Source organism: Flammeovirga agarivorans (assembly GCF_012641475.1).
Classification (GTDB): Bacteria; Bacteroidota; Bacteroidia; order Cytophagales; family Flammeovirgaceae; genus Flammeovirga; species Flammeovirga agarivorans.
In genome coordinates this window covers 483,919-499,591 of sequence record NZ_JABAIL010000001.1, presented here as the reverse complement: position 1 = coordinate 499,591, position 15,673 = coordinate 483,919, and the positions used below count along the sequence as shown (strand labels likewise).

The window sequence follows — 15,673 nt, the reverse complement described above, 5'->3', positions numbered from 1 at the left end:
ATAATAAGCAGTTACTGACATAATAATAACTATGAAAAAGCTCTTAACTATTTCTTCTATTTATCTAATAGGCTTTTTATTCTCCTTTAGTTTTTCATTTGCCGAAAGCTATAATAACGTAAAACCTTTACTCGAAAGGTATTCATCTATTGATGATTGGGAAAACCCTAATAATTGGTCTCCAAAGGTGGTACCCAATAAAGAAAGTTTTATTTCTGTAAAGGAAAAGTTTTTCATTATCGACTTTAATACAAGGTCTCATCATATTTCTGTCAAAAATGTAGATGTTCCTGCTGGGTCAGAATTTACTATTACATCCAAAGGTTCACTTTTTATTACGGAAGAACTTTTTGTTAATCCCAAAAGTGCCATCATAGTAGAAGGAAAGTTAACCGTACAAAAAGCTATGATTCATTGTTCATCAGGAGAGTTCACTTTAGAACGTATTGGGACAATCGATGCTCATGAACTTTTTATCAAAATCGATAATTACGACGCTGAAATCAATGGACATATCTCTACTACATATTTAGACCTTCATTTCTATAGTAAAGATGGAACGCTTAGAATTGGGGATGAAGCTGATATTAGAGTACAAAGTGAGACTATCGTAAAAAATAAATATAAGGATAATGTTGTTGGAGATATCTCCAATATTGTAACCTATAGTTGCGACGGTACTGATAAATTTTGTAAATGGGTTACCCCCTATCGTTTATCCTTACCCACTATTGTTGACTTTTTTGATATAGAAATAAAAGATAATACAGCATTTTTATATTGGGAAACAGCCAACGAAAAAAACAGTTCTCACTTTATTTTAGAAAAATCTAATGATGGAGAGAATTATAGAGAATTAGGTCAGATAAAAGCAAGTGTAGATACCAAAGAGGTAACACCTTACGATTTTCAAGACTCTAGTTTTAATGATTCAAAAGATACTTATTATCGATTAAGAGTGGTTCAGAACGACAATGAAGAATTTGTATGGGTGAGACATCTTCTTGCTGAACATGGTGATAAAGAAGAATATGGTATTGCTAAGGTAGATCCCAATCCAACCAATTATAAGCTTACAATAAATATGGAGATGGATCAAACTGATGATTTAGACATCAAACTACATCATACAGAAAATGAGTCTGTATGGGATATTAAACCTAATATTGAGGAAAGCAATGCTATTTTTGATGTTCATCATTACCCTGCCGGTCCCTATATTTTGAAAGTCAAACAGAAAGAGAAATTAATCTATTCCGGTAATGTTATTATTTATGCAACAAAGAGTCGAGGTGATATAAGAAATAGTCAAGTAAATGTTGTAGAAGAAGAATAACATTACTTCAGAATGGTACAACAACATAAATTAAGGCCACTCATACAAATAATGAGTGGCCTTTTTTAATAATTATTTTATACAATGTCTATTGAGAAGGAACGTTACCATCAGTAGGTGAACCTGCATTTACATAATCTTCTTTGACATTCGAAACGATCCATTCTGAGTCTGTTGTATTTGTACCTCTAGAATCATCCCAATCTGTATTTGGAGTAGTAACGGTTGTTTTTCTCCATAATACCAGATTCCTCGTTGCTTCTGTAACTCCTGCAACTTCCCAACCATCACCTGGATCTGTTCCTACAGGAGGAGAACTACTATAATTTGTACCAATTACATCCGTTACAGTATTATTTTTCAACAACCTTATTCCATCATCACCATTTGCTGTTAATGATGACCAACTTTCATCTACTGTAATTCTACTTGGATTCACTTCCGGTCTTCCGATCACTAGTACTTCTCCAGGACCCAAGGTTTGAGTTGAGAACGTGTGTTCACCTCCCCAATCACCACCATTGGATGAATATTCTAATGTGTAATTCGATAGATATGCTGTTTCTGTTGTACTTGGGTTATAAATCTCTATGTAAGTATTTCTAAAATCAGTACCTGACTCCTTTGATGAAGAACATGCATACTCGGAAATAAATAGATTAGAATTATCTACTGGAGGAGCATCAGATTGAACATTTCCCGATCTATCAGTTAAAGTTGAGAAGATAAAATCAGGAATTTCAAAAGTTGCTTCTGTTCCATTTGGATTACTTCCTAAATCCAATGATGTTAATACTGACCCTTCACTTTCATCCCACCATGTTATATCATTAGAAGCACCTAATTGATTTCTAAATAGGTATACATCTTCTAACTTAGGGTTATTTGAAAAATCTATTGTGGTCAAACCTAAACCTGCATCCCACTGCCCTGAATTATATTGTCTAACTCTGAATATTTTTAATTCAGGATTTCCAGATAAATCTATAGAAGTGATCGTAGATTGTTCAGCATCAAATCTCACTAAATTAGGACAAGAGGTAATATCAACAGTAGCTCCTGCAAATCTATAAATATCCACAGAATCTATACTGGCAGGTAGTGACAATGACACTAGCTCTCCTAAACCACTACCACTATGATCTGCAGTAAGTATAGTCAAACTGTTATTTGTACTTACATCTATAGTATCAATACTATTTGCTGAAGCATCTAAACTTTCTAAGCTTGTGAAATAAGAAATCTCACTAATTTTAGAAATCCCTTTATTGCTTATATCTAATGTTGTTACTCCTGCAACATCATCAGGAATGAGGTAATATTTCCCTGTAGATAAAGGACCATTTGCATAACCTAGAGAATCAAGTACTCTACCAAAGTTTACATCTTGAATGACTACTCCATCATCGGGTAATTCAACTGTAGGTTCTTCTCTTACTACACCCTCTGCAACAGAAAGTTGATCATATATCAAAGAATCAATGGTAATAGGATCACCTGTGTTTCCCGAAACATTTATTTCATCTAAGTTCACATTTTTAGAGACATCCAATGCTGTTAAACCATGATCCTCTAATTCAAATACAATTAGATTAATATTATTAGTAAGGTTCATGGAAGTAATAAGACCTGGAGCTCTAGATGAAGATGAAAATTCTATTTCCTCCAGTAATGGTAAAGAATCAACATTAAGAACTTCAAGCCAGTTGTTATTGATATATATTCCTTTCAGCTTGACACATTTAGAAAAATCTAATGTTGTCAACTCATTAGATGTCGCTCTAAAAGTTTCCAATCCTGTAAAATAGATTAGTTCTTCAAACTCCGTTAATTTTTCTGGAGATAATATATCACCATTGGCTGCGGAACTATTTTTTGCAACATCTAAGTCTTTGACTCTCGCCACTTCATTAGGTATGATATAATAATTGGTATCTAAACCATCTACTTCTCTATGACCATAGTTAAGAACATACAAATCATGACCAAGAATTGGGTTATCATATAAAAATATTTTTTGTCCTCCTCCGGAACCTGAGTCTTCCCCCACCTGACTAGTACAACCTACTAGAAAAAGTATAGCCAATGTGATAGTTGCATATTTATTAAAACTTTTCATTTTGATATTTTTTGTTGTTAGAAGATCACTTGAGCTACCACCCTAACTTCATATCTGTTATTGCTATCTGTAGCATTATCCACAGGGTCAACTTTATCTTTACCATCAATATATGAACCCATAGCCTGGAGTTTTAATGCATCTCTTTTGAAATATTTTCCTACTCCCAAAGTGTACCACTCCTCTTTTTGTAAAATACTTTCATTATAATCTTCATACTCTGGCATCAACTGTGAATATCTAAAATTGATTCCCCATTGATTTTCGAATAGGTAATCGAGTTGGGCATCAAACGCACTACCAAGAACATATAATGAACTTACTTCTTCACCGGTAAAACGAATGACAGCTTGAGGAGAGGAATAGATATCTTTCTTAGATTGAGCGTAACTTTGTACATAATCAGCTGAGAAAGAAAATCCATTATACTTTAATAAAAGGTCTATATAATACTTACCATAATTAGGATATTTTTCAGCTCCATCCTCATCATATAATTCAAAATCTCCATGACCGTCCCCTGTCTGATTCGAAGCTCCAACATTGTAACTAAAAGCTCCACTAACGGATAGTTTCAATGATTCTTCTCTATCAAAATCTACTACATGCCGATGTCCATCTTTTCCTTTGAATTTACCCAAGGGCATAACTTCTAAACGCCCTCCATATTTTAAACCACCTTTATCTACATCTATCGAATTATTACCAAAAGAATTCATACCGTCTCCGGAAGTTATTGCAGCAGAAGGATTGATATAGATGCCACCTACATCAAAAGATGATTCGAAGAATAGTCCAAACTCTCTACCATTAGTAGTAAAAGCATTGGATAATGGTCCTCTTTCAACCATTGATAATTGTGATTCATTTATAGTAAATGCCCTATCATTTGTAAAGGTTAATTTTTGTCCAAATGATAGTTTCATGGTTTCTGAAAAGTGATACGCTACCCAAGCTTCATATAAAGTAAAGGAATTCACAAAATCAGCTTCGATAAAGAAGCTCACCTTTTCTTGTACGGCAACACCTTCGAAATTTACCCTTGCTGCACCTACATAAAGGTAATTACTGCCTGTGGTATCTTTATCTAATTTATCCCATCCATAAGCAGGTCGTAACATACCACTTAGTTTAAACGAATAATCACCATCATTCATATTCAAGTTAAGCCCATTGCCTAACTCAAAAGTTGAGGTATTGGTATTATCAATGAGATCAACATCATCCGTTTGATCATCTTCAATATCTTGGGCAAATAATATGGTAGGAGATAACCACATCAATGCGAGAAAATATAAGTAATGAGTTAATTTTTTCATTGTGTATTTATCTATATTTTTTGCTTCATCATATATCTATAAACAGGTAATTCATCACCTTTGGTAAAGGCTCCATCAATTACTCTAAAAGTGAAAAAGGAATTGTCATTTTCGGGTTCCAAAGCAGAAGGTAAAATATTTGCATGTTCTTGCGTCATATAAACTATAAATGATCCTTTAGGGAAGTCTTTCGTAGTTTCTTCTACTTTTGTCTTTAACGACCTTAAATATATCTTTTCCCATTTAATGACCGATTCATTATTTTTAAGGACTTGATACGCCTCTACTTTTATGGTTTTATTAGTCGATAACTGATCTACAGTGCATCCTAATTTTTTCAACTTCTCTACTGCTTTTTCTTCTTCAGGAAGTAAAATATATGCAAAAGGTCTAGTTCTAGATTCTTCTATTTCCATCATTAGACCATCTGTCATCGCTACTTTTATCACTTCCTTTTCTTCTGTTGCTAAATCGATACAAGTATATTCTGATTCTACAATTGGCTTTTTTTGTTTGATCACAACAGGTTCGTTTAAATTAGCTGTACTGATATTCGCTCTTTCAATAACTGAACGTATTGAATCACCATGCTCATAGGCTGTTTTTAAATAAGACATACCCGCTAAAAAAGTGGTTTGTACTCTTCGTTTAAATGATATTCTTTTTAGGTTAACTCCTCTTATTTCCATCAAAACAGCTAAACAGTTACTCAGAGCGTAGTTTGTTGATGTTGATCTTGGACTTGAACCTCCTTGATTAAAATGAATATGTCCATGTTTAATTTTTGTGCTCGAATAATCCGAAACATGCCTACCATTTTCTATCAACTCTTGCTTGGCATTATTTACTAATAAACTTTTAGTAGTTTCTCTAATAATAGGATTAACATTCAGGTTGTTAGAATACAAGAAAAATGCATCATAATAGGTAGTAATTCCTCTTTCTCCGAAATAGGTAAAATGAGTACGATATGGATTATATTCATGAAAATCGATAGCAACTTGAGGGGAAAACTCTGAAAAGGCTTTTCTAATCGCATTTGTTTCTGGAGCTTCCATTTTAATAAAATCTCTATTTAGATCTAGACCATTAGCTGAAAACCTATTTTGGTTATTAAAGCCATCCGCATTTGCCATAGGAAGTACCATAATATCCAATCGATCTAATAAGTATGCATAGTCGGGGTTTTTCAATAACGAATAAAGAATAAACATAACCCCTTCAGAGCTAGCAGGCTCATTTCCATGAAGCCCCCCTTGTAGCCATACCCTAATTTTTTTATTATTTGATGGTTTATTAATTCTTAATCGAATAATATCCCGTCCCTTTTGGCTTTCTCCTATTTCGTCCAATTTTACAAAGTCGTTACCCTCAGTCAGTAAAGTAACATACTTTACCATTTCTTTGTACTTTGTAAAACCCAACAACTCTGACTTTTGAAAAGCAGGAGTTGGTATTTCGATATCAGGTTCAGGAAAAAACTTTTCCTCTAATGCTCTTGTTTGTGCACTTACATTGTAAACAATTAACAGAGAGCTAAGTAGTAATATTAATTTCTTGATCATCTCTAAACTGTTTAAAATGAAACTTGGAACATCAACCGTCCTAACAATTCTGCATCGGCATTGATCACCTCTCCATCACTACCTTTAGAACCTGGCAATGCATCTACATATGTAAAACTTAATTGTACTTTTGCTGCATCACTCATCAGGTACTTTGCAAAACCTAGTGTGTAATATTTATCTCTATTGTAGAACTGCTCATTATTTAAGAAAGAGTTGTTATCAGGATCTAGATAAGTAAATCTACCATCGATGGAATATCCAGACTTAAAGAGGTACCCTCCTTGAATATTATAACCACGACCGACCATCATTCTTCCTGCTACATAATCAATAATTGATGCATTATTTAACCCATCATCTGAGCGCAGATTGGCTGTTGAACCATCATTTCTTACTCTATAAAATATATCTGGTGAGTTTACATTCGCATAAGCCCATGTAAACTCACCCAATACTGTCCAACCTTGGTATTTAAACATAAAGTCAGTGCAGAGTTTACCATAATCCGGTAGTTCTTCAGTGACACCATCACTTCCTAAGTAAATAATATCGCCACTTCCTCTACCTCTACGACTGCTTATTCCAACATTATAACTATATGCTGCTCCAAAGATCAATTTAGGGGTAAGCTGCCTCGCAAAATCCACTTCAGAAAACTCTCCCATATTTCTAAAAAGACCAAAAGGCAGGAAATCAATTCGACCTCCATACTTTAAACCTCCTCTGTTTTTAAAAGCATTTTGCCCATCTCCTGCGGTAATAGCTACACCGGGTTTAACATACCAACTACCCAATCGTTCTTTCCCCTCGATAAATAAACCAAAGTCTCTTACTGCTGCGAATGCCGAAGTCACACGAGAACGCTCTACCAATTGGAGCTGATCAGATGGAATACGCATTTCTCTATTATCTGTCATTGTAGACCTCTGACCAAAGGTAAATTTCCAATTTTTCGTTGGTCGATATGTAATAAAAGCATCAAGGAGTGTCCCTGAATAAAGGTCGTCTCCGTCTGTATTATTCGGTATTGCAAAATCTACTCTTAAGCGGTAACTGAACTTTTCTTTTGCAGACTTTCCTTCTACATCAAACCTAGCTCTTCTAACTCTGAAACGAGCTTCAGGATCATCCCAATTATTGGTTGTTCTCACTTCTGCGAAAGATTGTACATAACTCCGTATTTTCATGAAATACCCTCCATTGGGCCCTGAAAAACGTATTCCTTTACCCAACTGATAATCTTGGATATAAAAAGGAGGACTAGACGATTTCTCTTGTGCTTTTATTTGATGCCCATAAAAACACAAAGTAAGAATGCATAATAGTGTAGTAATTGTCTTTCTCATTAGAAGACGGTTTTAAGTATGAACATTGAAATCAACCCCACAACAAGTGGAATAAGATTTCTTTTTGCTAAATCGAATGAGGAAATTCCTGCAAGTTCAGAAGTGGCAATGATTACTCCTGCAATAGGAGAAGTAGCTCGTCCCATACTAGATGCTAGTTGCATAGATAGGATCATACCTACTTTATTGCCACCAAGTTGTGCTGCGATATGAGGAACTAATGGACCAAAGGAGAAGAAAGATGCATTTCCACTACCCATTAACATAGAAGCTAGAAAAATCATTACTGTCATTAATATAGAGACACCTTCAAACCCCAAACCCAAACTCTGAGAGGCATTCACAAGATTGTCGATAAATCCCAATGAAATGAGACCTTTTGAAAACATTTGTGCACAGACAATCAATGTCACAACACTTGCAAAGACTTTTCCCATTCCTTCCCAAAATATTTTCATTGATCCCATAATATCTTTCAAGTTTTTTTTTCTGATTAACTCTAAAGACATACCTGTTATGGTACAAATCAACATTGCAGTTGTGGTATCCAGAGTGATAGGTGGATCAAATAATTTGAATGTTGGAGAAAAAATCATCAATAACACCAAAGGCATCACAGGTAAAAAGGCATAATATAAAGGAGCACTTACTGTAAAGTCTTCCCCGTCTACCAATTCTACTTCATCTCTAAGTCCTTGTTTAGTATCATAAAACCTGTTGATAAAGAAATATACGATCATCAAAATGATAGTCATGGGAATGGTAAGAGGTAATTGATGATGAAGAAAATACTGTACTGCCTCCATTTCTACCTGATGAGAAGCCTGAGCAGTATTTGCGGATGCAGGCCCCATATCAAAAACAGTGCAAGCTGTTATCACAGATACTGCAGATACTTTACTAATACCCAATCTGACCAAAACAGGATAAATTGAAGCCATTAATAGTAACCCTAGCCCTGTTGCAGAAGGGGTACACATAAATAAAAATTGTCCAATTGGAATAACGCAAGAAGCTGCGAAATAGGGAGTTTTACGCATCAATTTTAATGGCTTGATACAGACATATACCAATGCATCACTAGCACCAATATGTCGCATGTAGGCAACAAAACCACCTATGGTCATGATCATTAAACCTACTTTTGCTCCTTTATCTGCTAAAACCTCTTTGGTCATCGCAAAAAGATCAAAGAAAGGAAGCCCCGTATTTTGTTTCATTGTGGGTAAATTCAATCCCAACAATAGGGCAAACACCATCATTAATAAACCACTAAATAGCAATACTGCTTGTGGGTTATATTTGTTGGTGAGTAAATACGCCACCCCTCCTATCATTACTAATGTGATGAGGACGCTTATGAATATCATTTTATATAGTTAATTTTTGGGTTTTCTTTTTAGTAAAGATTTGCTCTTAGCCAATCCATAAACTCAATAGAGCGATATATTCCTGCGGCATCATGATCAATTCCTTCTATTTCAAATAATCGATGTTCATGTTCTCCAGAATATAAAGAATCATAAAACATTTGCATGTACAATGCTCGCTTATACCTTGAGTTCTGACTTGTACTTACAATATCTGATCCGCCACCTTCCCAATTCGCCTGACAACTCTCATCTGAGTTATCAAGATCTTCGGTACCTGTTGCATATGTAACCAATCGAGAGACATCTTGTTCGACAATTGTTGTTGAATCTAAATCTGTTCTATAATCTGTAAATGAAGATATATCGGCTAAACCGTAATGGTAATTATTATATCCTTCACAATCATCGGGAACAACATATAGACCATCTGAATCTGAAAATCTCATATTATTGATATACAGGTAAGAAGATGGATCACTCACTACATATTTAAATGTATAGTTATCATAAGCTTGTTCGAGGTTATTCAGTGCCGCATATCGCTGAACAAACTGTCCGCCAGCTGAGTGACCTAACAAGAGTACTTCCTTCAGGTTGGGAAACTTCCCTTCAAAAACATATTCTTTTAGAAACTTCTCCAAGAGTAGATAGGAACTTTGCTCATCGACGGAATTTGCACCAATCCTCCATAAAGCTCCTGTCCAATAGATATTATTATCTGCACTACTATTACTAAAATAAGGAGCAACAACTAGTGTTGAACTGATTTTACCAATGTCATAAATGCTATTGTAGATACTTTGAAACTGATTTTGGTAATCATATCCTAAGCCATGTACTACTAATGCTAATGATGTGATTTCTGAGATTGAAGTGCTATCATTTAGGTCTATTGATGTAAAGAAAGTAGTAGTTCTTGAAGATTGGGAATTATCCAAATTGACTTTAACATATGTATTCATTGTTGTACCATCGGAAACAATATATGAAGGAGGTTTTTCTGCCTCATATACACATGATGAAAGAAAAACTGTCATAAAGGATAACCACACCCAAAAATTGCTTTTGTTCATAATGAGTAATAGTGATAGATATGGATTTACATAAATTAATAACTGATTTTCTTACCCATCTGTTTTAAGTTTCATATTATTTGATTCTTGAAACAAATTCAAATAATAGTACTAAAATTGATTTTGGATTGTACTTTTTGTTATACATATTTAACTGATTCTTAATGAACTCGTTTACCTTAAAACTCATCTTCAGTTATGAAAGACCCATTTGCTGATCGCCCAAAAAAAACCGGACAAGGTTATATTGAAAGAGAGGGTGAAAAGATCTATTACGAAAGTGTTGGTGAAGGTACACCCATAATTTTTGGTCATGGATTAGGTGGAAGCCATGCCATATTTTTCCAACAAGTTCCCCAATTAGCGAAAAAGTACAGAGTGATAACTTTTGATCAAAGAGGATTTGGAAACTCTACCAATCAGCACCTAAAACATTCTCCTCATACAGCTGCTGAAGACATGAAAGCTATTATGGATCACCTAGATGTAAAAAAAGCTCATTTAGTTGGTCAGTCTATGGGAGGTTGGTGCATGATCGATTTTGCCATGAATTATCCAGAAAGAGCACTATCTATTGTATTTAGTAATTCTTTAGCGGGCATTTATCAGGAAGATATCAAACACTTTTATGAAATTCCTGCTCCTAGACCACCTGTATCAAGTTTACCCTTAGGTAAACACTTTGGTTTAGCAGACGGGTTCTATGAGCGGAAACCTGAAATCGCCTATTTATACCTTCAAATTGGAACAATGTGTCCACCTGCTCCATCCGATATGCGCAAAATGATTAGAGAAACTTTCTATTCTGTAGATCAAGTAAATGCGTTAAATGAGAAAGTGCCGATGCTTTTTTGTACAGGATCAGAAGATATTACTTTCCCTCCGGAATGGATCAAGAAAATCCATTCACTGATCACAAAATCAGAATTAAAGGTATTTGAGGGTACAGCACATTCTCCTTATTACGAGTTACCGGAAGAATATAATGAAACCATAAAAAAATTCTGTAAGTAATAAAAAAATCATTCTAAGATAGACTTATCACATTAGAATGACTCTTTATTTAATAAGTATAAATGAAGTGAACAAATTGAAAAATAACGCGTGAAATTAAACTGTAGATAGCATTAGTGCTTGAAAAAGTTTCGGCTATCTCGTTCTTTTCTGTTAGATCCTAATTTGTTTCACAACGTAGAAATTGACTCAAGATAATATTAACCCATTATTTTATTCAAAATCAATTTCTATTGAATAAGAATATAAAGACTTATTTATATTGAACTGAAAATTGGATTAAACAGGTGTTACATTGTGACTCCTGTTTTTTTATGTCTAAAATCTAAATCCTACCGATAGATCTACATATCCTTTAGAGGAGGAATCAACAAAAGTTGTATATGCAGAAGAGTAATTACAGCTCACAAGGATTGCTTTGAAAAGAAAGCCAAAACCCACTTTTACACCAAAATCTACTGCGTTCTTATCCTCTATAACAGTTCCATAATCTAGAGTCTTTTCTGGGGTAATAAACGCACCGACACCTCCATGTATAAACGGACGTACAGTCGACTCCCATGGATAGTATCTCACTATAGGGGTCAAAGATGTATACATCATGTCTGCTTCTGTTCCTGATAAATCTAGTGCTACATCTACCTGAAAAAGAAGATCCAATTTTGGTTGAATTTGATAGGTAGGAGCTAAAAAGAAATATGCTCCCATAGTCTCACCATTTTCACTTTTATTGTTCAAATTGGTGACGCCTCCGCCTAATCCCATACGAAACTGGGCTTGGCAGGTCAGAATAATTCCTAGAATGAAGAAAAAAGTTAGTGTTAGTTTTTTCATGGATAAAGTTGAATGAAAGAGAAATAGAGTTTGATATTAGAAGTATAATCCGACGGTTAATTCCATCCCTCCTAAAACATACTCATCAAATTTACCTCCGTAAAGATAGTTAATTTGTAAGTTGAACATATATACTTTTGCTCCAAATCCACCTCTAAAACCAAATTTCCAGAAATCATCTACTAATTCCGGATCTAAATTTGGGCCTGAACCTTTCAAGTAATAGGATTTAACTGCACCTAAACCTGCTTGAACATAAGGGTGAAATAGCTTTTCCTTATCTCTTGAAATCAATAGATATCTACCATTTACCATGATAGGTACCTGATACCAGGCCTGTGATAATGATGCATCCAATGGGATAGCGACAAAACCATTGATATTGGCCATTAACCCTGCCTCCATCTTATCATTAAATTCATGAGAAAGTTCTATATAAGCATTAAAACCTGTACTTGAAAAAGGAGACAAGTCGCCTACTCCCCAACTACCACCACCACCAATTCCGAAATGAAATTGAGCATTCGATAAATGAAAGAAGAATAAGAATGGAAGGAGTAATAAATATTTTTTCATGTTTTTATGAAGAGAAGGGTTTATAGCTTATAGACAGTATCTAGCATTGAAAAGGGTTTGCTTTAAATACTCTAATACAAATTAAAAGTATTTCCTTAAAAAGAAAAGAGATGAACACAGTAGTATCCATCTCTTTCCTAGAATATTTTTGAAATATATTTTATTCTGATGATTTCGGAACAAGGCTTAAGAACTCTTTGCGAGTTGCTTCTTCCTTAAACTTACCAGAAAAATGAGAAGTAACAGTTGCACTGTAAGTATCTTCAATACCTCTCATAGATACACATAAGTGTTTTGCATCAATAAGTACAGCAACATCTTCTGTTCCTAAAGTTTTCTTCAAGTCTTCAGCAATTTGTACTGTCAAACGCTCTTGTACTTGAGGTCTTTTAGCATAATGCTGCACTATTCTATTGATTTTCGATAATCCGATTACCTTACCATTAGAGATATAAGCAACATGTGCAAAACCAATAATAGGTACAAAGTGATGCTCACAGTTAGAGTAAAAATGAATGTTCTTTTCAATTAACATTTCATCGTACTTGTACTTATTATCGAATAACTTAATATCTGGTCTATTCTCAGGGTTTAAACCACTGAAAATTTCTTTTACATACATTTTTGCTACACGATTTGGAGTTCCTCTTAAACTGTCGTCAGTTAAGTCTAGTCCCAAAACGTCCATAATTTCCTTAAAGTGAGAAGAAATTTTCTTGATCTTCTCTTCATCAGATAATTCAAAAGCGTCTTTCTTCATAGGAGTATCATAAGACGTTCCTATGTGATTATCCCCAATTTCATCTATATCTGATTCTCTATATGTCTCAATACCATTTCTTTCAATCAAATCAGATTGAAGGGTATTCAACGAAGTTCCGTTCTGTTTCATATAAAATTACTTTTAGGTCAAATTTATCTTCAAGCTGATCTTTCAAGATCTTCCAAATCACAACACAAATATTTTCTGCTGTTGGATTAATTGAAGAAAACTCGTCCAACTCTTCGTTTAAATTTTTATGATCAAATTTATCCAAAACATGTTCTTGAATAATGTCTCTAAGAACTTTCATATCAATTACATATCCTGTGATAGGGTCAATCTCTCCCGTTACTTTTACGGTGAGGTTATAATTATGACCATGATAATACGGGTTATTACATTTACCGAAGATCTTTGCATTTTCTTCTGCAGATAAATTCGGGTTATGAAGACGATGTGCCGCATTAAAATGTGCCGTTCTTGATACTGTTACTTTCATTAAATCTTTTGTAATCTCCTTGTAGGATATACGACGAAAAATTATGTATCAAAAAGGAATTCACAAAGTTACAAGAGAAGAAGCAATTATCTATAAACAATCTAAATTAGTTTAAGAACATTATCACAAATGATGTTGCAACACATAAAAATAACGTATAATACTTCTGTTATACTTTAAAAATCTCCCTTTCAATAACCATAACCGTAGAAAAAATAAATTGTTTAGTTAAAACAATAATTATAATTTTTCATCGAAGTGTTTAGTTGGTATTTTTGTGCACACAAATTACGTAGCAAATGACTATCACACAAATAGAATATATTATTGCTGTAGATCAATATCAAAGTTTTTCTGCAGCTGCCGATGCTTGTTTTGTCACTCAACCAACACTGAGTATGCAAATTAAGAAGCTCGAAGAAACCTTAGATGTAGTTATTTTTGATAGAGGAAAGCAACCTATTATTCCCACAGAAATTGGTAAAAAAATAATTGAACAAGGAAAGATAGTATTAGCTGAATCCAAAAAGATTGATGATATCATTTTACAACATAAAGGGGAAATAAGTGGTGAACTTAAACTAGGAGTAATTCCTACGTTGGCTCCATACCTCCTACCGTTATTTGTTGGTGAAATCTCAAGGAAGTTCCCAAATCTTCAGCTTACTGTAAAAGAATTACAATCTGAAGAGATTATCCATCAGTTGAATAAAGACCTAATTGATGTCGGATTGTTAGTGACTCCAATTAATGAAGCTGGAATTTCGGAGCGTCCTTTATTCTATGAAGAGATTATGGTGTATACCAATCCCACCTATAAATTTGAAAATCAATTAGAAGTAAGTCTTAATGATGTTGCTTCTCCCGATATATGGTTATTGAGCGCTGGGCATTGCTTTAGAGATCAAATGATTAACCTTTGCTCTTACCAAAGGACAAATAAGATGAATAGTAGTTTACCTATTTCGTATGAAAGTGGTTCGCTTGAAACGCTCATTCGCCTAGTTGACCGAGAAGGTGGCTTTACGTTACTACCAGAACTAGCTACAGACCTTCTTCCCGAAGATGCAAAAGATCAAATAAGAACTTTCGCAGAAGAAAGGCCAATGAGAGAAGTGAGTTTAATCCATGCAAGAAATTTTGCAAAGGCAAGCTTAATTGATGCATTAGAAACAAGTATTAAAGATAGCGTACCTCAAGAAATGTTGACAAGAAACAGAGGTACTGTTGTAGAATGGAGATAAAATAAAAAGGGCAACTTTCTTTCTAAAAGTTGCCCTTTTTGTATTAATAATCTCCGTTATTAATAGCATTAAGATCTTCTAACTCTTCGAGACGAGATTCATGCTCATCGACCCACTTTGTTAAGTTGTACTCATCGTCAGGGTACAATTCATGATAAGGAACATATTCACTTCCTAATGATTTAAACCTTTCTGTAAAGTAAAGTTCTATCTGTCCAAAATTCAAACTGATATTCCTTGTCCAACTTTCGTAGTCACTTTGTGTTACTGCCTGCTGTGCTAAAGTTCTATTAATCCTAGCTTGCTCCTGTTCGTTCTGAAAACCTAGATCAACTTTCATCAAATCACTTTTCAGCACTTCATACAGCTGATATTCCTCTGGAGTAATATCAAATAGATTCTTCCCAAAGTACATTTCCCATAAATGCTCATCCGTAGGTGCTTCTTTCAGTTTAGCCCAAATCGTAGGCTTCACCAACGGATCTTCAATCATTTGAGAATCGTCATAATATTGAGCATGAGCAGAAGACATGGATAAAATCCACATGCCACAAACAGTCGCAATTAACTTAAATAGACTATTATTCATACTCATACAATTAAAAAATA

General features: G+C 34.3%; 14 protein-coding genes. 3 read left to right on the top strand and 11 right to left on the bottom strand.

Annotated elements, in window-relative coordinates; all coding sequences use genetic code 11:
- The first annotated feature begins 31 nt into the window (after positions 1–31).
- The gene (locus HGP29_RS02090) at positions 32–1,336 is read left to right on the top strand and encodes a hypothetical protein (protein ID WP_168880656.1); all 1,305 of its coding nucleotides are present in this window, start codon (positions 32–34) and stop codon (positions 1,334–1,336) included.
- An 88-nt stretch (positions 1,337–1,424) separates the two neighbouring features.
- Here the strand turns inward: HGP29_RS02090 and HGP29_RS02085 are convergent, their stop codons facing one another.
- The 6 genes from HGP29_RS02085 to HGP29_RS02060 are packed head-to-tail and all read right to left on the bottom strand — an operon-like array spanning position 1,425 to position 10,134.
- The gene (locus tag HGP29_RS02085) at positions 1,425–3,455 is read right to left on the bottom strand and encodes a lamin tail domain-containing protein (protein WP_168880655.1); all 2,031 of its coding nucleotides are present in this window, start codon (positions 3,453–3,455) and stop codon (positions 1,425–1,427) included.
- Between the two features lie 17 nt (positions 3,456–3,472).
- Positions 3,473–4,774, bottom strand: coding sequence for a hypothetical protein (locus tag HGP29_RS02080; RefSeq protein ID WP_168880654.1), 1,302 nt, complete (start codon positions 4,772–4,774; stop codon positions 3,473–3,475).
- Positions 4,775–4,785: 11 nt separating this feature from the next.
- A complete protein-coding gene (locus HGP29_RS02075; RefSeq protein WP_168880653.1) occupies positions 4,786–6,339 on the bottom strand; it encodes a M14 family zinc carboxypeptidase in 1,554 nt (517 codons plus the stop codon).
- Positions 6,340–6,350: 11 nt separating this feature from the next.
- Positions 6,351–7,688, bottom strand: a complete 1,338-nt coding sequence (locus HGP29_RS02070) for a porin (protein WP_168880652.1) — start codon at positions 7,686–7,688, stop codon at positions 6,351–6,353.
- On the bottom strand, positions 7,688–9,058 hold the full coding sequence (dcuC, locus tag HGP29_RS02065; protein ID WP_168880651.1) for a C4-dicarboxylate transporter DcuC: 1,371 nt from the start codon (positions 9,056–9,058) through the stop codon (positions 7,688–7,690). The genes HGP29_RS02070 and dcuC overlap by 1 nt, the downstream gene beginning before the upstream one ends.
- A 29-nt stretch (positions 9,059–9,087) precedes the next feature.
- Complete coding sequence (locus HGP29_RS02060; RefSeq protein WP_168880650.1) at positions 9,088–10,134, bottom strand: hypothetical protein; 1,047 nt, start codon at positions 10,132–10,134, stop codon at positions 9,088–9,090.
- A gap of 198 nt (positions 10,135–10,332) precedes the next feature.
- Between HGP29_RS02060 and HGP29_RS02055 the strand changes: the two genes are divergently transcribed.
- Complete coding sequence (locus HGP29_RS02055; RefSeq protein ID WP_168880649.1) at positions 10,333–11,148, top strand: alpha/beta fold hydrolase; 816 nt, start codon at positions 10,333–10,335, stop codon at positions 11,146–11,148.
- Positions 11,149–11,466: 318 nt separating this feature from the next.
- On the opposite strand, the gene HGP29_RS02050 is transcribed toward HGP29_RS02055, so the two are convergent.
- From HGP29_RS02050 to HGP29_RS02035, 4 genes are all read right to left on the bottom strand, one after another.
- Positions 11,467–11,982, bottom strand: coding sequence for a hypothetical protein (locus tag HGP29_RS02050; protein ID WP_168880648.1), 516 nt, complete (start codon positions 11,980–11,982; stop codon positions 11,467–11,469).
- Between the two features lie 36 nt (positions 11,983–12,018).
- Positions 12,019–12,558: a hypothetical protein gene (locus HGP29_RS02045; protein ID WP_168880647.1), complete on the bottom strand. Its 540-nt coding sequence runs from the start codon at positions 12,556–12,558 to the stop codon at positions 12,019–12,021.
- 160 nt (positions 12,559–12,718) lie between these two features.
- Positions 12,719–13,450 (bottom strand): GTP cyclohydrolase I FolE, encoded by a 732-nt coding sequence (gene folE / locus HGP29_RS02040; protein WP_168880646.1) that lies wholly within the window; start codon positions 13,448–13,450, stop codon positions 12,719–12,721.
- Positions 13,410–13,820: a 6-pyruvoyl trahydropterin synthase family protein gene (locus HGP29_RS02035; RefSeq protein ID WP_168880645.1), complete on the bottom strand. Its 411-nt coding sequence runs from the start codon at positions 13,818–13,820 to the stop codon at positions 13,410–13,412. The genes folE and HGP29_RS02035 overlap by 41 nt, the downstream gene beginning before the upstream one ends.
- A 299-nt stretch (positions 13,821–14,119) precedes the next feature.
- On the opposite strand from HGP29_RS02035, the gene HGP29_RS02030 reads away from it, so the two are divergent.
- Positions 14,120–15,064 (top strand): hydrogen peroxide-inducible genes activator, encoded by a 945-nt coding sequence (locus tag HGP29_RS02030; protein WP_168880644.1) that lies wholly within the window; start codon positions 14,120–14,122, stop codon positions 15,062–15,064.
- Positions 15,065–15,107: 43 nt separating this feature from the next.
- On the opposite strand, the gene HGP29_RS02025 is transcribed toward HGP29_RS02030, so the two are convergent.
- A complete protein-coding gene (locus tag HGP29_RS02025) occupies positions 15,108–15,653 on the bottom strand; it encodes a hypothetical protein (RefSeq protein WP_168880643.1) in 546 nt (181 codons plus the stop codon).
- Between the last annotated feature and the right edge of the window lie 20 nt (positions 15,654–15,673).

Bases quoted from the DNA above. Each gene is read 5' to 3' on its own strand.
- HGP29_RS02090 (WP_168880656.1), top strand. From the start codon at position 32: ATGAAAAAGCTCTTAACTATTTCTTCTATTTATCTAATAGGCTTTTTA.
- HGP29_RS02085 (WP_168880655.1), bottom strand. From the start codon at position 3,455: ATGAAAAGTTTTAATAAATATGCAACTATCACATTGGCTATACTTTTT.
- HGP29_RS02080 (WP_168880654.1), bottom strand. From the start codon at position 4,774: ATGAAAAAATTAACTCATTACTTATATTTTCTCGCATTGATGTGGTTA.
- HGP29_RS02075 (WP_168880653.1), bottom strand. From the start codon at position 6,339: ATGATCAAGAAATTAATATTACTACTTAGCTCTCTGTTAATTGTTTAC.
- HGP29_RS02070 (WP_168880652.1), bottom strand. From the start codon at position 7,688: ATGAGAAAGACAATTACTACACTATTATGCATTCTTACTTTGTGTTTT.
- dcuC (WP_168880651.1), bottom strand. From the start codon at position 9,058: ATGATATTCATAAGCGTCCTCATCACATTAGTAATGATAGGAGGGGTG.
- HGP29_RS02060 (WP_168880650.1), bottom strand. From the start codon at position 10,134: ATGAACAAAAGCAATTTTTGGGTGTGGTTATCCTTTATGACAGTTTTT.
- HGP29_RS02055 (WP_168880649.1), top strand. From the start codon at position 10,333: ATGAAAGACCCATTTGCTGATCGCCCAAAAAAAACCGGACAAGGTTAT.
- HGP29_RS02050 (WP_168880648.1), bottom strand. From the start codon at position 11,982: ATGAAAAAACTAACACTAACTTTTTTCTTCATTCTAGGAATTATTCTG.
- HGP29_RS02045 (WP_168880647.1), bottom strand. From the start codon at position 12,558: ATGAAAAAATATTTATTACTCCTTCCATTCTTATTCTTCTTTCATTTA.
- folE (WP_168880646.1), bottom strand. From the start codon at position 13,450: ATGAAACAGAACGGAACTTCGTTGAATACCCTTCAATCTGATTTGATT.
- HGP29_RS02035 (WP_168880645.1), bottom strand. From the start codon at position 13,820: ATGAAAGTAACAGTATCAAGAACGGCACATTTTAATGCGGCACATCGT.
- HGP29_RS02030 (WP_168880644.1), top strand. From the start codon at position 14,120: ATGACTATCACACAAATAGAATATATTATTGCTGTAGATCAATATCAA.
- HGP29_RS02025 (WP_168880643.1), bottom strand. From the start codon at position 15,653: ATGAATAATAGTCTATTTAAGTTAATTGCGACTGTTTGTGGCATGTGG.